17 protein-coding genes and 1 CRISPR repeat array are annotated in these 18,888 nt (G+C 70.7%); of the genes, 10 read left to right on the top strand and 7 right to left on the bottom strand.

Going from position 1 to position 18,888, the window contains the following annotated elements; translation table 11 throughout:
* Window positions 1–93: 93 nt before the first annotated feature.
* A complete protein-coding gene (locus tag ABZS71_RS18260) occupies window positions 94–984 on the top strand; it encodes a sterol desaturase family protein (RefSeq protein WP_355847384.1) in 891 nt (296 codons plus the stop codon).
* On the top strand, window positions 981–1,697 hold the full coding sequence (locus tag ABZS71_RS18265) for a lysoplasmalogenase (protein WP_355847387.1): 717 nt from the start codon (window positions 981–983) through the stop codon (window positions 1,695–1,697). Before ABZS71_RS18260 ends, ABZS71_RS18265 begins: the two co-directional genes overlap by 4 nt.
* Here ABZS71_RS18265 and ABZS71_RS18270 read toward each other — a convergent pair.
* Window positions 1,652–3,196 (bottom strand): S8 family serine peptidase, encoded by a 1,545-nt coding sequence (locus ABZS71_RS18270; protein WP_355847390.1) that lies wholly within the window; start codon window positions 3,194–3,196, stop codon window positions 1,652–1,654. The genes ABZS71_RS18265 and ABZS71_RS18270 overlap by 46 nt on opposite strands.
* A gap of 518 nt (window positions 3,197–3,714) precedes the next feature.
* Between ABZS71_RS18270 and ABZS71_RS18275 the strand changes: the two genes are divergently transcribed.
* From ABZS71_RS18275 to moaA, 3 genes are all read left to right on the top strand, one after another.
* Window positions 3,715–4,071 carry a DUF485 domain-containing protein gene (locus tag ABZS71_RS18275; protein WP_355847393.1) on the top strand — a complete coding sequence of 119 codons (357 nt, stop codon included), beginning with the start codon at window positions 3,715–3,717 and terminating at the stop codon, window positions 4,069–4,071.
* Window positions 4,068–5,666: a cation acetate symporter gene (locus tag ABZS71_RS18280; protein ID WP_355847396.1), complete on the top strand. Its 1,599-nt coding sequence runs from the start codon at window positions 4,068–4,070 to the stop codon at window positions 5,664–5,666. Before ABZS71_RS18275 ends, ABZS71_RS18280 begins: the two co-directional genes overlap by 4 nt.
* A gap of 105 nt (window positions 5,667–5,771) precedes the next feature.
* The gene (gene moaA, locus ABZS71_RS18285) at window positions 5,772–6,761 is read left to right on the top strand and encodes a GTP 3',8-cyclase MoaA (protein WP_355847399.1); all 990 of its coding nucleotides are present in this window, start codon (window positions 5,772–5,774) and stop codon (window positions 6,759–6,761) included.
* On the opposite strand, the gene ABZS71_RS18290 is transcribed toward moaA, so the two are convergent.
* Together ABZS71_RS18290 and ABZS71_RS18295 are read right to left on the bottom strand one after the other, a co-directional pair.
* Complete coding sequence (locus ABZS71_RS18290; protein ID WP_355847402.1) at window positions 6,744–6,980, bottom strand: hypothetical protein; 237 nt, start codon at window positions 6,978–6,980, stop codon at window positions 6,744–6,746. The two genes, moaA and ABZS71_RS18290, sit on opposite strands and share 18 nt — an antisense overlap.
* A 193-nt stretch (window positions 6,981–7,173) precedes the next feature.
* The gene (locus ABZS71_RS18295) at window positions 7,174–7,563 is read right to left on the bottom strand and encodes a DUF3099 domain-containing protein (RefSeq protein WP_356211222.1); all 390 of its coding nucleotides are present in this window, start codon (window positions 7,561–7,563) and stop codon (window positions 7,174–7,176) included.
* A 212-nt stretch (window positions 7,564–7,775) separates the two neighbouring features.
* Between ABZS71_RS18295 and ABZS71_RS18300 the strand changes: the two genes are divergently transcribed.
* Window positions 7,776–8,057, top strand: coding sequence for a GlsB/YeaQ/YmgE family stress response membrane protein (locus ABZS71_RS18300; RefSeq protein WP_356211224.1), 282 nt, complete (start codon window positions 7,776–7,778; stop codon window positions 8,055–8,057).
* Window positions 8,058–8,190: 133 nt separating this feature from the next.
* Here ABZS71_RS18300 and tyrS read toward each other — a convergent pair whose 3' ends face one another.
* From tyrS to ABZS71_RS18315, 3 genes are all read right to left on the bottom strand, one after another.
* Window positions 8,191–9,609, bottom strand: a complete 1,419-nt coding sequence (gene tyrS, locus ABZS71_RS18305; protein WP_356211227.1) for a tyrosine--tRNA ligase — start codon at window positions 9,607–9,609, stop codon at window positions 8,191–8,193.
* Between the two features lie 195 nt (window positions 9,610–9,804).
* Window positions 9,805–11,199, bottom strand: coding sequence for a metallopeptidase TldD-related protein (locus ABZS71_RS18310; RefSeq protein ID WP_356211229.1), 1,395 nt, complete (start codon window positions 11,197–11,199; stop codon window positions 9,805–9,807).
* A gap of 88 nt (window positions 11,200–11,287) precedes the next feature.
* Complete coding sequence (locus tag ABZS71_RS18315; protein WP_356211231.1) at window positions 11,288–12,820, bottom strand: TldD/PmbA family protein; 1,533 nt, start codon at window positions 12,818–12,820, stop codon at window positions 11,288–11,290.
* Between the two features lie 326 nt (window positions 12,821–13,146).
* Between ABZS71_RS18315 and ABZS71_RS18320 the strand changes: the two genes are divergently transcribed.
* The gene (locus ABZS71_RS18320; protein ID WP_355847420.1) at window positions 13,147–13,311 is read left to right on the top strand and encodes a hypothetical protein; all 165 of its coding nucleotides are present in this window, start codon (window positions 13,147–13,149) and stop codon (window positions 13,309–13,311) included.
* Between the two features lie 69 nt (window positions 13,312–13,380).
* On the opposite strand, the gene ABZS71_RS18325 is transcribed toward ABZS71_RS18320, so the two are convergent.
* A complete protein-coding gene (locus ABZS71_RS18325; RefSeq protein WP_356211233.1) occupies window positions 13,381–13,869 on the bottom strand; it encodes a hypothetical protein in 489 nt (162 codons plus the stop codon).
* Between the two features lie 540 nt (window positions 13,870–14,409).
* Here ABZS71_RS18325 and ABZS71_RS18330 point away from each other — a divergent pair.
* From ABZS71_RS18330 to ABZS71_RS18340, 3 genes are all read left to right on the top strand, one after another.
* A complete protein-coding gene (locus ABZS71_RS18330; protein ID WP_356211236.1) occupies window positions 14,410–15,594 on the top strand; it encodes a helix-turn-helix transcriptional regulator in 1,185 nt (394 codons plus the stop codon).
* Between the two features lie 107 nt (window positions 15,595–15,701).
* The gene (locus ABZS71_RS18335; protein WP_356211239.1) at window positions 15,702–16,109 is read left to right on the top strand and encodes a hypothetical protein; all 408 of its coding nucleotides are present in this window, start codon (window positions 15,702–15,704) and stop codon (window positions 16,107–16,109) included.
* Complete coding sequence (locus tag ABZS71_RS18340) at window positions 16,106–16,303, top strand: hypothetical protein (RefSeq protein WP_356211241.1); 198 nt, start codon at window positions 16,106–16,108, stop codon at window positions 16,301–16,303. The genes ABZS71_RS18335 and ABZS71_RS18340 overlap by 4 nt, the downstream gene beginning before the upstream one ends.
* Before the next feature lie 444 nt (window positions 16,304–16,747).
* Window positions 16,748–18,789: direct repeats of the CRISPR family, unit length 28 nt; unit sequence GGACCACCCCCGCCTGCGCGGGGAGCAC.
* The last annotated feature ends 99 nt before the right edge of the window (window positions 18,790–18,888 follow it).

Consider the following 18,888-nt stretch of genomic DNA (forward strand, 5'->3'; position numbering starts at 1 on the left):
ACACGGCGGGCACCATTGCTGACAGATCATCTACCATACTTGTTGGTAACTACCTCTAGCGAAGGCCCTGTGGCCGGTTCTATGTTGCGGGACATGCCGCACCTGCCCAATGCCGTGCTGTGGTCCATCCCGGCCTTTGTCCTGCTCGCCGTCGTGGAGATGGTGAGCTACCGGCTCCACCCCGACGACGACGCCGACGGGTACGCGGCCAAGGACGCCGCGACCAGCGTTGCCATGGGGCTCGGGAGCCTCGTCTTCGATCTGGCATGGAAGATCCCGATTGTGGCGGTCTATGCCGCCGTCTATGAACTCACTCCGCTGCGTGTCCCCGTGGAGTGGTGGACGCTGCCGCTGATGCTGCTCGCGCAGGACTTCTTCTACTACTGGTCGCACCGCGGGCACCATGTCATCCGCATCCTGTGGGCATGCCATGTGGTGCACCACTCCAGCCGCAAGTTCAACCTCACCACCGCACTGCGGCAGCCGTGGACCACCTGGACCGTCTGGCCGTTCTACGTACCGATGATCGCGCTCGGGGTGCATCCCGCCGCGGTCGCGTTCTGCTCATCGGTGAGCCTGGTCTACCAGTTCTGGATCCATACCGAGCGGATCGGCACCCTGCCGCGCCCCATCGAGTTCCTCTTCAACACGCCGTCGCACCATCGCGTCCACCACGCCTCCCAGGGGGGCTATCTGGACCGTAACTTCGGCGGCATCCTCATCGTGTGGGACCGGCTTTTCCGGTCCTTCGTTCCGGAGACACAGCGGCCGGTCTACGGGCTCACGAAGAACATCGACACCTATAACCCGCTGCGCGTGGCCACCCATGAGTACGCGGCCATCGCCCGCGACCTCGCGGCGGCGCGCGGCTGGCGCGAGCGGGCGGGCCGGGTCTTCCGGGGGCCGGGCTGGCAGCCGGCGCCCGCACCCGAGGACGGACAGCCCGAGGCCGCCGGAAAGCCCGTCACCGAGAGCGTGGCATGACCGCCGCGGGGCGCGGGGCGCGCGCCCCGCTGGGGCTCTTCGCGCTGCTGGCCGCCGTCCATCTGGGCGCGCTGCTCGCGGACGCCACCCCGGTCGTCCATGCCACCAAGCCCGCCCTGATGCCCGTCCTCGCCGGGTACGCCCTCGTGCGCGGCGGGTCCCGGTGGCTCGCCGCCGCGCTGCTGTGCGGCTGCGGCGGCGATGTGCTGCTGCAGATCGGCGGCGACACCAGGTTCCTGGCCGGAATGGGGTGCTTCGCCGCCGGACATGTCTGCTATATGGCGCTGTTCGTCCGCGCGCGACGCCGTACGGTGCCCTGGGTCGCCGCCGGATACGGGGCCGCGTGGCTCGGCACCGTCGTCCTCCTGTGGCCCGGCCTCGACGCGGATCTGCGGGTCCCCGTCGCGGGCTACAGCCTGCTGCTGACGGCCATGGCGCTCGGCGCGCTGCGGGCGGGCCCGTGGACCGGGCTCGGCGGGGCGCTGTTCCTGCTCTCCGACACCCTGATCGCCGCCGGTCTCGCGCACTGGCCACGACCGCCCGTACCGCAGTTCTGGGTCATGGTCACCTATGTGGCGGCCCAGTATCTGCTGACCGCCGGGGTGCTCCGCGACGGGTCGCCGGGCGGGTCATCCCCGCCCGACGGCCCGCGCACGGGATCAGTCGATCACTTCTCGACGGCGTCCAGGGCGTCCGTGAGCCCGGCGCCGTAGAAGCCGTTGTACCGCTTGCCGCCCTCGCACACCGCGTCGACCGTGCCGTCCCCGTCGATGTCGTAGTCGGTCGGGCAGGCGGTGTCATCGGCCTCGGCCTTGAGTAGCGCCTTCACCTGCCCGGGCGAGGCGTGCGGATGGGTGCTCTTGATGAGCGCCGCGACGCCCGCGACATGCGGGGAGGCCATCGAGGTGCCCGCCATATAGCCGTACTTGCCGCCGGGCAGCGTGTTGTAGATGAGACCGCTGGTGGCCGGGGGCTCCGGCTTCTGGTAGGCGGTGCTGTCGCCGCCGGGGGCCGCGATGTCGATGACCCCGAGGCCGTAGTTGGAGAACGACGACTTGAGCCCCTTGGCGCCGGTCGCGGCGACGGTGACGACGCCCGGCAGCTGGGTCGGGATGTCCAGGCAGACGCTCGGGTCCACGTCCCGGTCACCGGGGGTGGTGTCGTTGGGGCTGGAGGGGTCGGTGATGGTGTCCGACGTGAGGTCGTAGTTCTCGTTGCCCGCCGCGGCGACGTTCACCACGCCCTTGTGCTCCGCGTACGACGAGGCCCGGCGCACCGCGTCGACCAGGGCCTTCTGGTCCGGGTCGGTGGTGCAGTTGAAGTACCACGGGTCGGTGTAATAGCTGTTGTTGGTGACGTCCACCCCGTGCTCGGCCGCCCAGACGAAGCCGCAGACCACGGCCTCGGTGTAGAAGAACCCGGCGGTCGTGCCCACCTTGATGCCGGAGACCTTGACGCCCGGGGCCACACCGGTGACGCCGACGCCGTTCTTCGCGGCGGCGATCTCGCCCGCGACATGCGTGCCGTGCGGGCTCTCCGCGGCGGTCGGCCGCCATGCGCCGTCGGCCGTGTCCGGCTTGCCCGACACGCAGTTGACGGACGCCTTGCGGTCGAAGTTCGGGGCGAGGTCGGGGTGGGTGTCGTCCACACCGGTGTCGATGACCCCGACGGTGACATCACGGCTGCCCAGGCTCTTCTCGTGCGCCTTGTCCGCCTTGATGGCGGGCAGGTCCCACTGGAGCGGCTCCAGCGGGTCCTGACCGGCCTCGGCCTTGGCCGCTGCGGCCTTCTGCTCCCGGTCGGTCAGCAGCTGCGGCGTGCCGACGTCGTCGGTGGACTGGGCGGGCAGCGGTGCGGTGCGGGTGGCACCGGCGGAGGCGACGCCGCGGACCGTACGGAGGGTCTTGGCGAAGTCGGGGTTGGCGGAGTGGACGACGATGACGCCGATCCGGTCGTACGCGACCACGACCGTGCCGCCGGCCTGGGCGATGGCCTTCCGGATACGGGACGAGTCCTGGTGCCCCGGGCGGGTGTTGACGACATAGCTCAGCGACGGGCCGTCGGCCGCGGCGGTGGTCGCGGCGGCGGTGGCGTGGCCGTCCTGCCCCAGGGCGGTGGCGGTGGTGGGCAGGAAGGCCAGCGCGGTGGTGAGCGCCATGGCGGCGGGTATCGCGGCGGTGCGCAGCGGCAGGGAGGTGCGGCGCGGCGTCATGGGTACTCCGGTTCTCTTGAGGGGGTGCGGACGGTCGGGGCGGGCGGACCGGGGCTGGTTCGACAGCGTTCCGGTCCCGGGGTAGGGGCGCGCGCTCAGCGCGTCATCCGGGGGACGTCCGCTCGCCGTCCCGGGACGCCGCGGGGCCGGGGGACGAGGCCGCAGGGGACGGTGATGCCGTCGTACGACGGGGACGGGCCGTCAGCGGCCCGCTGTCCGGGTCTTGAAGGAGCCGATCTCAGATGAGCCATGGGGTCTCCACTTCATCCGTACGGACCGCCTGCGCTTGCACGTGGGCGGGTACATGACGAAGGAAGCTATCGCTGATCAAGGGCGGGCATCAATGCATTCCGGAAGAAATCCCGCCACAGTACCCGGAGTCAAACGCTCCTTTGGCTTCTTCTCCGTCTTTCAATCACCGGCCCCTGTCGGAAGCCCCGGCAGCGCCCTACCATGCGTGATCCGGATCACTATCGCCGCCGTACACATCCCGTCGTAGCCACTCACCAGGAGAGACCGTGGATACCGCACCGGCCAGCGATCGCCCCGACGATCAGCGGCAGCACGACCGTCCTTCGTACGCCGAGGTGCAGACGAGTGCGGAGTTCGGCGAACTGCGCGGCGCCCACCGCTCGTTCGCCTTCCCGCTCACCATCGCGTTCGTCAGCTGGTACCTGCTCTACGTCCTGCTGTCCAACTACGCGGACGGCTTCATGGACACGAAGGTCGCCGGCAACATCAACGTGGCGCTGGTGTTCGGCCTCGCCCAGTTCCTGACCACCTTCCTCATCGCCTGGTGGTACTCCCGGCACGCCGCCGCCAAGATCGATCCGCGCGCCGCCGCGATCAAGTCCAGCCTGGAGAACGACTCATGAGCCCCTATCAGCTCGCCGCCGAGAGCGCCACGGACAACCGGCCGCTGATCATCACACTCTTCTCGGTCTTCGTCGTGGCGACGCTGGTCATCACCGTATGGGCGGGCCGGCAGACCAAGGACGCCACGGACTTCTACGCCGGCGGCCGCCAGTTCTCCGGCTTCCAGAACGGCCTGGCCATCTCCGGCGACTACATGTCCGCCGCGTCCTTCCTCGGCATCGCCGGGGCCATCGCGCTCGCCGGCTACGACGGCTTCCTCTACTCGATCGGCTTCCTCGTCGCCTGGCTGGTCGCCCTGCTGCTGGTCGCCGAGCCGCTCCGTAACTCCGGCCGGTACACCATGGGCGACGTGCTCGCCTACCGGATGCGCCAGCGCCCGGTCCGCACCGCCGCGGGCGTCTCCACCATCGTCGTGTCGATCTTCTACCTGCTGGCCCAGATGGCGGGCGCGGGCGTGCTGGTCTCCCTGCTGCTGGGCATCACCAGCGAGGCGGGGAAGATCCTCATCGTCGTGCTCGTCGGCGTCGTGATGATCCTCTACGTGTCCATCGGCGGTATGAAGGGCACCACCTGGGTGCAGATGGTCAAGGCCGTGATGCTGATCGCGGGCGCCCTGTTGATGACCTTCCTGGTGCTGCTCAAGTTCGACTTCAACGTCTCCGACCTGCTGGGCGAGGCGGCCAAGAACAGCGGCATCGGCCACGCGTTCCTGGAGCCCGGACAGAAGTACGGGGCCACCGCGACCACCAAGCTCGACTTCATCTCGCTCGGCATCGCTCTGGTCCTCGGCACCGCGGGCCTGCCGCACATCCTCATCCGCTTCTACACCGTCCCCACGGCCAAGGCCGCCCGCACTTCGGTGAACTGGGCGATCGGCATCATCGGCGTGTTCTACCTGATGACCATCGCGCTGGGCTTCGGCGCCGCCGCGCTGCTGGACCGGAACGACATCATCGCCTCCAACAAGTCGGGCAACACCGCCGCACCACTGCTCGCCGAGGAGCTCGGCGGCGCGGTTCTGCTCGCGGTGATCTCCGCGGTGGCGTTCGCGACCATCCTCGCCGTCGTCGCCGGGCTCACCCTCGCCTCCTCGTCCTCCTTCGCCCACGATCTGTACGCCAACGTCATCCGCAAGGGACAGGCGACCCAGAAGGAGGAGATCTCGGCGGCGCGCTGGGCCACCGTCGGCATCGGCACCGTCGCCGTCGTCCTGGGCGTCTTCGCACGCGATCTCAACGTCGCCGGACTCGTGGCGCTCGCCTTCGCGGTCGCCGCCTCCGCCAACCTCCCGACCATCCTCTACAGCCTGTTCTGGAAGCGGTTCACCACCCAGGGCGCTCTGTGGTCCATCTACGGCGGACTGGTCTCCTCGGTCTTCCTGGTGCTCTTCTCGCCGGTCGTCTCGGGCAAGGAGACCTCGATGTTCCCGGACGTCGACTTCCACTGGTTCCCGCTGGAGAACCCGGGACTGATCTCCATCCCGCTGGGCTTCCTGCTCGGCTGGCTGGGCACCCTCCTCTCCAAGGAGGAGCCGGACCGGGAGAAGTTCGCCGAGCTGGAGGTCCGCTCGCTCACCGGCTACGGAGCCCACTGACGCACAGCCCGACTACCGGCGCGGCCCCTCCCTGTCACAGCCGTCACGTACGCTGCGGGAGTATTGACGTAGAGCACGCACGCGAACAGTGGAGGGGCCGTCGCCATGCTGACCGACACCTATGGGCGCGTCGCCACGGATCTGCGTGTCTCCCTGACCGACCGGTGCAATCTGCGCTGCACCTACTGCATGCCGGAAGAGGGCCTGCAGTGGCTCGCCAAACCGGATCTGCTCACCGACGACGAGATCGTCCGGCTGATCCGGATCGCCGTGACCGAGCTCGGCGTCACCGAGGTCCGCTTCACCGGCGGTGAGCCGCTGCTGCGCCCCGGCCTCGTCTCCATCGTCGAGCGCTGCGCGGCCCTCACCCCGCGCCCCCAGATGTCGCTGACCACCAACGGCATCGGGCTCCAGCGCACCGCCCAGGCGCTGCGCGACGCCGGCCTGGACCGGGTCAACGTCTCGCTCGACACCCTGCGCCCCGAGGTCTTCCAGGCCCTGACCCGGCGCAAGCGCCATGACGATGTGCTGCGCGGCCTCGACGCCGCCCACACCGCCGGGCTCACCCCGGTCAAGGTCAACGCCGTGCTGATGCCCGGCCTCAATGACGACGAGGCTCCCGAGCTGCTCGCCTGGGCCCTGGAAAGCGGCTATGAGCTGCGCTTCATCGAGCAGATGCCGCTGGATGCCCAGCACGGCTGGAAGCGCGAGGGAATGATCACCGCCGGGGACATCCTGACCAGTCTGCGCACCCGGTTCACCCTCACCCCCGAAGACGGCGAGGAGCGCGGCTCCGCGCCCGCAGAGCGCTGGCTGGTCGACGGCGGCCCGGCCCGCGTCGGCGTCATCGCCTCGGTCACCCGGCCCTTCTGCCGCGCCTGCGACCGGACCCGGCTGACCGCCGACGGACAGGTGCGCACCTGTCTGTTCGCGCGTGAGGAGTCCGATCTGCGCGGGGCGCTGCGCTCCGGTGCGCCGGATGAGGAGATCGCCCGGCTGTGGCGGCTGGCGATGTGGGGCAAGAAGGCCGGCTCCGGGCTCGACGACCCGTCGTTCCTCCAGCCCGACCGTCCGATGTCAGCGATCGGCGGCTGACCACTCCTCCAGAGTCACCACGTCCTTGAGGAAGCCCCGCATACCGAGGAACTCGGACAGATACTCACGGTGTTCGTCGCACGCCAGCCAGGTCTTGCGCCGCTCCGGGGTGTGAATCTTCGGGTTGTTCCAGGCCAGCACCCATACGGCGGGGGCGCGACAGTCCTTGGCGGAGCAGATCGCGGTGTCGGTCTCGGCGGCGGTCTCGCGGGTGTTCACACCGCAGACTCTACGGAATGCGCCACGGACATGGCGACGCCGGGCAGCCACGGGGGGAGCCGCCCGGCGTCGGTCCGTCGCTCCGACGGGGGATGCGGAGCGCGTACGCAGTATGTCACGAGGGATGGGGCCCGGTGCACCGGAACTGCACGATTGATCTGAGGTTTTCTTGAGCTTAGGGAAACACGGCAGGTCAGCCCCGCTCGCCGCGTCCATCCTCGCTGGTATGTCCGACGTCCTCCGGGACGGATTCCGCCCGCGGGGAATCCTCCGAATCCGTCTTCCGCCCGGAGATCAGCATGGGGCGGGGCGGCATCGGGATAAAGGTGGTGGGGAGCGAAGTGGCGTTCTCCCGGCCCGCGTTGGCGATCACCACGGAGATGTACGGCAGCACCACACCCAGCACCAGGGCCACGATGGCCACATGGCGCTCCACGTTCCACAGCACCGCCGCCAGCACGACCGCCACGGTCCGCACCGACATCGAGATCACATAGCGGCGCTGTCGCCCGCGCACATCGGCGTCCAGCCCCTGACGGGCTCCGGTGATCCGGAAGACCTCCGTACTGCTCCGCTTCCGCATCACGTTCCACCACCTGATCGCCGAGCAGGCTCCCCCCGCTCCGGTACGTACTCAACGTTACGCCGCGCCAGCGGACGGTTCGAGGCCAGGGCGCTCTGATGGGTGCCCCGCCGTGCGCCACACCGCGTACGGTCGCTCCGGCGTGCGCCGTACCGGAAGTGGTCGAACACTGGGAAGAAACGTGTATCCCCCGCCATGTGTCAGGAGGCGACATGAACTGGCTATGGGCGATCGTCGTGGGAATCATTCTCGGCGTGATTGCCAGGGCCATCCTGCCGGGCAAGCAGGACATCCCGCTCTGGCTGACCTGCATCTACGGCATCCTCGGCGGCATCCTCGGCAATGCGGTGGCCGGATGGATCGGGGTCAAGCACACCGAGGGCTTCGACTGGATCCGGCATCTGCTGCAGCTGGCCGGGGCGGTGGTCATCGTCGCCCTCGGCACCCCGCTGTGGCAGACCATTCGCCACGGCGGCAGGAGACGGGCGACCTGACGGCCGGGCGGGGGTGCGTCGGGCCGGGGAGCGTCGCACACGAGCGGCGGCGGGCGGCGCGCGTGGTGGATGCGCACCGACCGCCGCTACGGCCTGTCGTGGGCCTGTCGTGGACGTTGCGGGGTGAGGGACTCTACAGCCCCTGCACCTGAGCGATCTTCCGCCCGGCCTTGAGGTAGACCCCGCCCGAGCCCGCGGTGAGGCCGGCCTCGGCCAGGGTCTCCGCGACCACCTCGGCCAGCGGCCGTACCGCCTGCGCCTCGGCGAGCACGACCGACTCCTGGCCGCCCTCGGTCTCGACCACCAGCCGCAGCCCGTTCTGCTTGGCGACCCGGCGCGCGGCCGAGGCGCTGGGCTGGAACTCCAGCACCTTGCTCAGCACGGTCGCGATGGAGTCGGCGCCGTGCTCCGCGACGTCGACCACCGGCAGCGTGCCGACGTCGGTGAAGCTCTTCTTGGAGAACTGGGCGACAAAGCCGGCCCGCGCCGCCATCGCCGCCTCGATCCCGTACAGCGCGGCCACGACCTCGCCCGCCAGGACCTTCTTCAGATCCATCGGGTGCAGCGATCGGTCCTCGACCCGGCCGGTCGCGAGGGCGATCTCCGCGTCCGTCCACTCCGTCCACGCTTCCAGGTACGGCTTCATCAGCCGGTCCGGAATCGACATGATCTTGCCGAAGACATCGTCGGCGGGCGCGGTCAGGGCGACGTAGTTGCCCTTGGACTTGGACATCTTGGCGCCGGTGCCGTCGGTGCCCTCGATCAGCGGCATGGTGACGACCAGCTGAGGCTGCTGGCCGCGCAGCTCCATCAGCTTGCGGCCCATCTGCAGATTGAGCAGCTGGTCCGCGCCGCCCAGCTCGACATCGCACTCCAGGGCCACGGAGTCGAGCGCCTGGGCGATCGGGTAGAGCAGCTCGGACATGGTCAGCCCGGAGCCGGCGGCCAGCCGGTTGCGGAAGTCCTCGCGCTGCAGCAGCTGGGAGACCGGCACCTGGGAGAGCAGTGCCAGCAGCTCCGGGAAGGTGTACGGCGCCAGCCACTCGCTGTTCTGCCGGAATTTGACCTTCTCGAAGTCGAAGAAGGGCCGCACCTGCTCCTGGTAGCCCGCGAGGTTGCGTGCGATGTCCTCGTCGGTGAGCGGCGGGCGCTCGGCCGTACGTCCCGACGGGTCGCCGATCTTGGCCGTGAAGTCGCCGATCAGCAGCGTGACGTCATGCCCCATCCGCTGGAAGCGGCTGAGGATGATCATCGGCACGACATGGCCGAGATGCACATCGGCGGCCGTCGGGTCGATGCCCAGCTTGATGCCCAGGCCCTTGCCCGCGGCCCGGCGCTTCTCGATCCGCCCGGCCAGCTCGTCCACGCCCGGCAGGACCTCGACCGTACGGGACGCGATCAGCTCGGCCTGCTCCTTCGCCGACAGGTCCGTCAGGTCGAGATAGCGCCGCGAGCCCGTCTCGGCGAGCAGCAGCTCGACGGTCTTGTCGGAGGAGAGGTCCTGGTCAAGGAGCTCGCTGGCGCGGGCGACGGATTCGCCGAGGCGTGTCATGGCGTTCCTGGAGATAGAAGAAACGGATGGATTCGGTGGGCGGGACCAGTCTATTCGGCCGTTCGGACCGGCCGGACAGACCGGCGGACCGGCGGACCGGTGGACCGGTGGACCGGCCGGACAGACCGGCGGACCGGTGGACCGGCCGGACAGACCGGCGGACCGGCGGACCGACCCGCAGACCGGCCGGACCGGTCAGACCCCCTTGCTGACCGAGCTCATGTTGAAGTCCGGGACGCGCAGCGCGGGCATCGCGGCGCGGTTGAAGTGGTCGCTCCACTCACGCGGCAGCGTGCGCTCGGTGCGGCCCGCCTCGGTGGCCCGGGAGAGCAGATCCACCGGCGACTCGTTGAACCGGAAGTTGTTGACCTCGCCGACGACCTCGCCGCCCTCGACCAGATAGACCCCGTCCCGGGTCAACCCGGTCACCAGCAGCGTCGCCGGGTCGACCTCGCGGATGTACCACAGACAGGTCAGCAGCAGACCCCGCTCGGTGGCCGCGGTCATCTCCTCCAGTGAGCGCGAGCCGCCCCCGTCCAGGATGAGGTTGTCGACCGCGGGAGCCGGGGGCAGCCCGGTGAGGGCCGCGGTGTGCCGGGTGGTGATCAGCCGGTTGAGCACCCCCTCGCGCACCCAGTCGGTGGCGGACAGCGGCAGCCCGTTGTCGAAGACCGACGCGTCGTCCCCGGAGGAGTGCGCGATCATGAACGGCGCCGCCTGGAGACCCGGCTCATGAGGGTCGCTGCGCAGCGTCAGGGGCAGCTCGGACAGCTTCTCGCCGATCCGCGTGGAGCCGCCCGGCCTGCTGAAGACCGTACGGCCCTCCACCGCGTCCCGGGCCGCCGACGACCACAGCTGGTAGATCAGCAGATCGGCGACGGCGGTCGGGGGCAGCAGCGTCTCGTACCGGCCCGCCGGAAGCTCGATCCTCCGCTCGGCCCAGCCGAGCCGCTGGGCGAGCTCGGCGTCGATCGCGGCCGGGTCCACATCGGTGAAGTCGCGGGTGGCCCGCCCGGCCCAGGCCGAGCGCGTCCGGTCCGGGGACTTGGCGTTGATCTGCAGCGAGCCGGTCGGCTGATCATGGCGCAGCCGCAGCCCGGTGGAGGTGCCCAGATAGCTGGAGACCATCTCGTGGTGGGCGAATCCGTACAGCTCCCGGCCGCCCGCGCGGGCCCGTGCGAAGGACTCGCCGAGGGCGGGGGCGAAGGCCGCGAACACCTCGGAGGAGGTCTCGGCGGGGGAGTCGGTGAAGTCGGGGGAGACCGCCGAACCGGGGTCGCGCCCGACCAGCGGCTGGGCGTCCTCGGCCGGTCCGGCGTCCCGGGCGGCCGCCTCGGCGGCCCGTACCAGCGGCTCCAGCTCCTCGGCGGTGACGGCGGACCGGGACACCACCCCGGAGGCGGTGCCCTGGGCGCCGTCCACGGTGGCCACGACGGTCAGGGTGCGGCCCCGGGTGACCCCGTTGGTCGTCAGGGCGTTTCCCGCCCAGCGCAGATTGGCCGTGGAGCGCTCGTCCGCGATCACCACACAGCCGTCCGCGCGGGACAGCTCCAGGGCGCGCTCGACGATCTCGTAGGGCTTCGCACTCATCCTTCTCCCCTGTTCGCTTCTCCGCCCGCGCGGCGCAGAGGCGCGGGAATCGTGGTCAGCTGCGGCCCGGCTGCCGCGCGCACGTCGCTCACGAGCGACCGGCCTCCTGGGTGGTGTTGAGGATGTTGACCCCGCGGAACAGCGCGGACGGGCAGCCGTGCGAAACGGCCGCGATCTGTCCGGGCTGGGCCTTGCCGCAGTTGAAGGCGCCGTGCAGGACATACGTCTGCGGGTCGCCGACGGCCGTCATCGAACCCCAGAAGTCGGTGGTGGTGGCCTGGTAGGCGAAGTCGCGCAGCTGCCCGGCGAGTGCGCCGTTTCTGATCCGATACGCCCGCTGGGCCGTGAACTGGAAGTTGTAGCGCTGCATATCGATCGACCAGGAGCGGTCGCCGACCAGATACAGACCGTTCTCGACGTCGCCGATCAGATCCTCGGTCGACGGCCCGCCCTCGGGAGCGGGCTGGAGCGACACATTCGCCATCCGCTGCACCGGCACATGGCCCGGCGCATCGGCGAAGGCACAGCCATTGGACCGCTCGAAACCGGTCAGCCGGGCGATCCGGCGGTCCAGCTGATAGCCGACGAGCGTGCCGTCCTTCACCAGGTCCCATGACTGGGCGGCCACCCCCTCGTCGTCGTACCCGATGGTGGCGAGACCGTGCTCGGCCGTCCGGTCCCCGGTCACGTTCATGATCTCGGAGCCGTACGTGAGCTTCCCGAGCTGATCAAAGGTGGCGAAGGAGGTGCCCGCGTACGCCGCCTCGTAGCCGAGCGCGCGGTCCAGCTCGGTCGCGTGGCCGATCGACTCATGGATGGTCAGCCACAGATTGGACGGATCCACCACCAGGTCGTACGACCCCGCCTCGACCGACGGCGCCCGCATCTTCTCCGCCAGCAGCGAGGGCAGCTCGGCCAGCTCCGCGTCCCAGTCCCAGCCGCCCGCCCCGGTCAAGTACTCCCAGCCGCGCCCGACCGGCGGGGCCAGGGTGCGCATCGAGTCGAACTCACCACTGACCGGGTCCACCGCCACCGCGGTGAGCTGCGGATGCAGCCGCACCCGCTGCTGGGTGGTGGTCGTGCCCGCGGTGTCCGCGTAGAACTTGTTCTCCTGGACGGTCAGCAGCGTCGCGTCCGCGTGCGCCACCCCGTCGGCCGCCAGCAGCCGCTCGCTCCACTCGGCGAGCAGCCCGGTCTTGTCGGTGTCCGGTACCTCGAAGGGGTTGATCTCGTACGCGGAGATCCACGTCTTGTCCGCGTGCACCGGCTCGTCCGCCAGTTCCACCGGCTCAGCGGACCCCGCCGCCTGGATCACCTTGGCCGACAGCTTCGCCATCGCCACCGCCTGCGAGGCCACCCGCGCCGCCGCGTCCATGCTCAGATCCACTCCGGACGCGAACCCCCACGTCCCGCCGTGCACCACCCGCACCGCGTACCCCATATCGGTGGTGTCGGAGGACCCGGCCGGCTTGGCATCCCGCAGCCGCCAGGCGGCACTGCGCACCCGCTCGAACCGGAAGTCCGCATGCTCGGCGCCCAGCGCCCGGGCCCGCGCGAGAGCCGCGTCGGCGAGCGCCCTGAGGGGCAGGGCGAGGAAGGACGGATCGATTTCGTGTGACACCGGCGACTCCCCTTCGTCGTGGATGTGTCCGTCGGCAGTGAACCATGCCGCTACGACAGAGGGGGCGTCCATCGCTTTTCCCCGGCGGAAGGCCCTCGCCCGAGCAGCGCGGGGCGCCTGTGTCGCCGGGGTTCGAATGGAATCGGCCACGCGCCTACCGCGGGTAACAGCAGGGGACGTTGGCACTGCTGAGACAGGAGACTCCGGTGAGCCTGTGGTGACCGAGCCGGACTGCGGAGCACCACGCACCCCCGGGGGCGGCAGGCGTCCGGTGTGACCGGTTCCGGGGCTGTGCTGTTCGGATGCCCGCGCGGCATGCTGCGGGGATGTCCGATCCGCACTGCTCCAAGTGCTGCCCCGTGCCGCCACCCAAGCCGCCCGAGCCGGTGGTGTGGCCATGGGGCGTCTTCCTGTGGCTGGTCGCTGCGGCCGCGGTGATGGTGGGCGGCTGGGGCCTGGTCGTCTACGGGCTGGGCAGCCTCTGGCCGTAAAGCCCCACGGGAAGGGGGCGCTGCAGGCAGGGGACCCCCGCCTGGCCAGGGGCCGGCCAATGACCGCTTTTATGCCTGGCGTGACGCGCCGTCGGGCCACACGACGTCGACCGGAACACCGGCACCACGCGCCTCGTACACCGCATCCGCCGTGCCCCCGCCTTTGCCGGAGGGCGGCTGCCCGTTCCAGACGGCCACCAGGCGGTCGGCACGCTCCAGCAGCGTCCGGTTCGCGGCCTCGTACGCCTGCCGGCTCGCCGTCTCATGCGGCATCACCAGCACCTCGTCCGCAGCCTCCACGAGCCGGTCGAACGTGGCCACGTGCTCGGGCTTGACCTTCGCCTCCCGGTAGTCATGGCTCGGCAGGACCACGACCAGCCGCCCGCCCGCAGCGAGGACCGCCTCGGCGAACACGCTGTCGCTCCCCTTCGCGATACACGACAGCCCGACCAGACCCTCGGGCTCGTAGGCGGCAAGCACCCTGTCCAGCTCGCCTCGTACCAGCGGCACCGAGTCGTCGGTGATGTCCATGTGCCCGGTCACAGCGATCGTCGTCATTGCGCCCTTCCTCGTCATTCGGCCAGCAGGCCCCGGATGCTGGCGCGCACTTCAGCGACGGCCCGGTGCACGCCGTCCCAACCGTGTACGGGTACAGCTGTGACAGCTGCGTGCGCCGCCTTAGCTCATTCACCTGTCCTGAGAGCGGACCACCCCGCCTGCGCGGGGAGCACGACCCGTACCCGCTGCCGAGTACGGAGATGGTCGGACCACCCCCGCCTGCGCGGGGAGCACTGACTAGGACGTGATGTCCTACTGGCCCCATAAGGACCACCCCCCCTGCGCGGGGAGCACAGGCAGCCGAGAAGCACCTCGACGCCATCCGCCCTCCGGCCCGGCGCGGTCGACTCCGGCCGCGCTCGCGCCCGACCGCCGTCGCCTCTGACACATCACACCCCCTCGCCTGGCTCCGGCCGGCGAGGGGGCTTTCGTCGTGCCCGGACGCACGTCGGCCCCCGACGAGTGGTCAGGGGCCGATCGAGCGCACCCCCGGAGCCGACCAGGGGTACCGTTCTGGTGTCGAGCAGAACAGGAGTCAGCATGCCACAGAGCATCGAAGAGCACACCGGAGCGCGGATCGCGAGGGCACGGAAATCACGCCATCTGACGCAGCGCGAACTGGCCGACAAGAGCCACGTCTCGTACAGCACCATTACCAAGGTCGAGCAGGGCAACATGCCCGCCAGCCCCTCCGTCATCGGGGCCCTGGCCCGCGCCCTGTCCGTACCCGTCTCCGACCTCACCGGCCAGCCGTACCTGGACGAACTGCGCCATGACCAGCTCGACGGACTGATCCAGCCCATCCGCGAGGCCCTGGACATCTACGACCTCGGCCCCGACCCCGAGGCCGCACCCCGAGCACTCGACGAGCTGCACGGCGACGCCGAACGGCTGTGCGCACTCGTGCGCGCGACCGACCTCAAGACCGCTGCGGCCGAGCTGCCAGGGCTCATCCACGAGGCGACCGCCGCGGCGTACGAGGAGGGCAGCGACCGTGCGTGGCAGATCTTGGCCAGCACCTATCGCACGGCCTACGACGTCACGACGAAGCTCGGCTACGCGGACTTGTGCACTGTGGCGCTGGACCGGGTGGAGTGGGCCGCGCAACGCGGGTCTGATCCGGTGCTGTCCGGGATGCGCCAGTACATGCGGGCGCTGGTCTACCTGCGGGCTGCGCAGTACGGGACCGGGCAGCGGCTGATCCGGATGGGCATGTCCACGATGGAGCAGGCGGCGCCGAGCCGAGAGCGTGACGTGATGACGGGGCAGCTCCACCTCGGCGCGGCAGTACTGTCCGCACGGAGCCAGGACGGGGACACTGCGGACGGGCATCTCGCCGAGGCCAAGCGGATCGCGGAGCGCACGGGTGAGGCGGTCGCCACTCACTGGCTGGCGTTCGGCCCGACCAACGTCGGCGTACACCGGGTGTCCAGCCTGGCCGAGCGGGATCTGTACCCGGAGGCAGTGGCGGCCGCGAAGGGGCTGACGTTGCCGGACGACTGGCCGCCGTCCAGGGTGAGCCACCACTACGCCGAGGTGGCGCGAGCGCAGCTGTGGATGGGCCGCACGAAGGACTCGTTCGACAGCCTCCGTCATGCCCGCCGGGTAGCCCCGCAGCAGACGCGCTATCACCCCCTGGTCCGGGAGACCTACGCAGGACTGGCGCACGCGCGGCGCTCGATGCCGGAGACGTTCACCGGTTTCGGCTCCTGGCTGGGCGCGTAACACCCTGTCAACCTCTGGCCGGGGCTATCAGAAACCTCTGACAGTTCCGGCCTTTGTACGTCGGCACTATGTGACGGTCAGCACACCGTCCGTACATGGAGCCGACCATGCCGACCAAAGCCCTACCCTGGACCCCGCCCAACATCGACAGCGTCCGTTCGCTGCCCGCTGGCCTGTGGTGGGACGCCGTACGCGTACCCCGGGCCCTCGGAGAACACGCCCTGCGGCTCGTCGGCGACGCCACCGGCGCGGTCATCGACGACCCGCTCGACAAACGCCTGTGCTGGCTGATCGAGCCCGGGGCCGCCGACCAGTGGGACATGAGCTGGCTGACTGGCGTCGAACTCTACGGCCGGACCACATTCGTCTACGTACCCCCCGCGGACCGCACCAGCGGACCCGGCGTGCACTGGCGCCTGCCGCTCCGCTATGACCGGTACCTGACCGAGCCCGCGTTCCTCCTCAGCGTCCTGCAGATGGCGACGAAGGCGGTCTGTGAGGACGGCGCCCGGTGACGTCCCAGGTCTGTGCCCGCTGCCAGCTTCCGACCACCGCCCCGGTCGTGGTCGCGATCGAGCACTCGGCGAGCGCCGGGGGGCGCACCATCTACGCCTGCCCGGGGAAGTGCGCCGCCAGCTTCCCCGAGCAGCGCGACCCGTTCACCGAGGCCGCCGCCATGCGCCGCGTCCGACAGCAGGGGAGGGGGTGACCGATGCGTCACGCCACCCTGTTCGCGATCCGCGCCGCGCGCGCCGCCCTGATCCTCGCTGCCATGGCGGGCCTGCTCGTGCTCGCCGTCGCCCTGGCCGTGTACGGCGACCCGTCCCGATAGACCGGGTGGGCCGCTGGGCTCCGGACCCCCCGTTCCGGAGCGCCGGCGCCAGCGGCCCGCCCTCCAAGACCCCGCCCCGGATCGCGCGCTTGGAGGCCAGCGACCGGGGCGAGGACCGCGCACCACACACACAGAGAGAGGTACGCATGACCGACGTTACTGCGTTACTGGAACGCCCCCAGAGGGCCGGTGTTATCCGGACCGTCCTCGACAACAACCCGGGCATGGATGAGCACGTGGCCGCGCGCATCGTGGACGAGGCGGTGAAGTTGGCCTGCGCGGGGAGCACACCATGGCCGGTCCCGTGTTCGCCGATCCTGCCGGACCACCCCCGCCTGCGCGTGGAGCACTGCGGACCCACCTGCCGGGCGTAGTCCATGAACGGACCACCCCCGCCTGCGCGGGGAGCACCGGTACGTGGCCTCTTCGGTCCACTCGGAGAGCGGACCACCCCCGCCTGCGCGGGGAGCACGACGCCTGCTGCTCGGACAGGAGCGTGTATGTCGGACCACCCCCGCCTGCGCGGGGAGCACGCGCGGCGGGCGGTGGTGTAGTTGGTGCCGGTCGGACCACCCCCGCCTGCGCGGGGAGCACCGTGGTCTGCAGAAGGTTATGAAAGCGCTCGGCGGACCACCCCCGCCTGCGCGGGGAGCACGCTGTATGGCCTCGACGCCGCCACCAAGGCCGAGGACCACCCCCGCCTGCGCGGGGAGCACTTGGCCTCAGTCTTGGTCTCCTGGATTTCCTCCGGACCACCCCCGCCTGCGCGGGGAGCACTCCCACGGCGCGTCCCTCGATCTTCATTGGGACGGACCACCCCCGCCTGCGCGGGGAGCACGAGGCATGGCCGGGACCACCGGGTACGCAGAAAGGACCACCCCCGCCTGCGCGGGGAGCGCTTCGTCGGCTGGCGCTGGTACCAGTCCCGTAACGGACCACCCCCGCCTGCGCGGGGAGCACCGCGCCGAGTCGTTGAGGGCGCTCTCCAGGTACGGACCACCCCCGCCTGCGCGGGGAGCACCGGCGCCCAGCTCGGCATCAGCGCCGAGTCCACGGACCACCCCCGCCTGCGCGGGGAGCACGCTGCGCCCTCGGCGCCAGCCGGAAGGAGCCACGGACCACCCCCGCCTGCGCGGGGAGCACTGGTGAGTGGTCTTGCGGGGGGTGCGGCGGGTCGGACCACCCCCGCCTGCGCGGGGAGCACGGAAGCGGAAGCGGACATGATGGGTTCCGAACCGGACCACCCCGGCCTGCGCGGGGAGCACGGTGCTGCACGAGTCCGGCCGGGCCCGTCGCTGGGACCACCCCCGCCTGCGCGGGGAGCACTCACCGCCCGGGAGCGCCAACGTCCGGCGCAGCGGACCACCCCCGCCTGCGCGGGGAGCACGCCGCGGCCGCGCAGTGCGCCGCGCAAGTCGGCGGACCACCCCCGCCTGCGCGGGGAGCACGATGGCATCGAACTTGGCTGCCATGGCGCGGACGGACCACCCCCGCCTGCGCGGGGAGCACGTCGGATACTCGGGCACGTCCTGGTGCTGCTGCGGACCACCCCCGCCTGCGCGGGGAGCACGCATTCCGGGGGCCCACGCGCCGAAAGCGGGAAGGACCACCCCCGCCTGCGCGGGGAGCACGCGGGGGTGCTGCACGGCCAGGCCCTCGGCCTCGGACCACCCCCGCCTGCGCGGGGAGCACGGGAAGAACACGGCCTCGATCTGGATCACGACCGGACCACCCCCGCCTGCGCGGGGAGCACTGCAAGGGATCGCCGCAGCCCTACGCGAGCCTCGGACCACCCCCGCCTGCGCGGGGAGCACACGGGCGGCCCCGACGGGGCCTTGGTGACGGACGGACCACCCCCGCCTGCGGGGGGAGCACCATGGGAGGGGCTGACGCGGGTGCTTATGTTCGGGACCACCCCCGCCTGCGCGGGGAGCACCGCGAAGTTACCCGACACGCCGCGCGATCGATCGGACCACCCCCGCCTGCGCGGGGAGCACCTGGCCGGCCCGGTCTTCCGCACATTGCGCCACGGACCACCCCCGCCTGCGCGGGGAGCACCCTGGCACACCGGCCCCCTCCTTGGATGGGATCGGACCACCCCCGCCTGCGCGGGGAGCACCACTCCGCCGGGTTCGGCGGCAGGAGGATCCACGGACCACCCCCGCCTGCGCGGGGAGCACCCCGAGCGCCTCGACGTCGTAGTCCAGACCGTCGGACCACCCCCGCCTGCGCGGGGAGCACGGACTCATGGAAGGTAGTCCCTCGGCGCCTGCCGGACCACCCCCGCCTGCGCGGGGAGCACTACTTCGCCGCGGCGACCCGTCGGCTGGACCGCGGACCACCCCCGCCTGCGCGGGGAGCACTAGCCCCAACGCCGTGTAGTTAAGGGCGGGGCTGATGTGTCAAGGCGTCTGAAGTAGAGATGGAGCTCCTGCTAGAACCGTGTCGACCAAGATCACTGT

The organism is Streptomyces sp. NPDC005393, assembly GCF_040606675.1.
Taxonomy (GTDB): domain Bacteria; phylum Actinomycetota; class Actinomycetes; order Streptomycetales; family Streptomycetaceae; genus Streptomyces.

Bases quoted from the DNA above. Each gene is read 5' to 3' on its own strand.
- ABZS71_RS18260 (WP_355847384.1), top strand. From the start codon at position 94: ATGCCGCACCTGCCCAATGCCGTGCTGTGGTCCATCCCGGCCTTTGTC.
- ABZS71_RS18265 (WP_355847387.1), top strand. From the start codon at position 981: ATGACCGCCGCGGGGCGCGGGGCGCGCGCCCCGCTGGGGCTCTTCGCG.
- ABZS71_RS18270 (WP_355847390.1), bottom strand. From the start codon at position 3,196: ATGACGCCGCGCCGCACCTCCCTGCCGCTGCGCACCGCCGCGATACCC.
- ABZS71_RS18280 (WP_355847396.1), top strand. From the start codon at position 4,068: ATGAGCCCCTATCAGCTCGCCGCCGAGAGCGCCACGGACAACCGGCCG.
- moaA (WP_355847399.1), top strand. From the start codon at position 5,772: ATGCTGACCGACACCTATGGGCGCGTCGCCACGGATCTGCGTGTCTCC.
- ABZS71_RS18295 (WP_356211222.1), bottom strand. From the start codon at position 7,563: ATGCGGAAGCGGAGCAGTACGGAGGTCTTCCGGATCACCGGAGCCCGT.
- ABZS71_RS18300 (WP_356211224.1), top strand. From the start codon at position 7,776: ATGAACTGGCTATGGGCGATCGTCGTGGGAATCATTCTCGGCGTGATT.
- tyrS (WP_356211227.1), bottom strand. From the start codon at position 9,609: ATGACACGCCTCGGCGAATCCGTCGCCCGCGCCAGCGAGCTCCTTGAC.
- ABZS71_RS18310 (WP_356211229.1), bottom strand. From the start codon at position 11,199: ATGAGTGCGAAGCCCTACGAGATCGTCGAGCGCGCCCTGGAGCTGTCC.
- ABZS71_RS18320 (WP_355847420.1), top strand. From the start codon at position 13,147: ATGTCCGATCCGCACTGCTCCAAGTGCTGCCCCGTGCCGCCACCCAAG.
- ABZS71_RS18325 (WP_356211233.1), bottom strand. From the start codon at position 13,869: ATGACGACGATCGCTGTGACCGGGCACATGGACATCACCGACGACTCG.
- ABZS71_RS18330 (WP_356211236.1), top strand. From the start codon at position 14,410: ATGCCACAGAGCATCGAAGAGCACACCGGAGCGCGGATCGCGAGGGCA.
- ABZS71_RS18335 (WP_356211239.1), top strand. From the start codon at position 15,702: ATGCCGACCAAAGCCCTACCCTGGACCCCGCCCAACATCGACAGCGTC.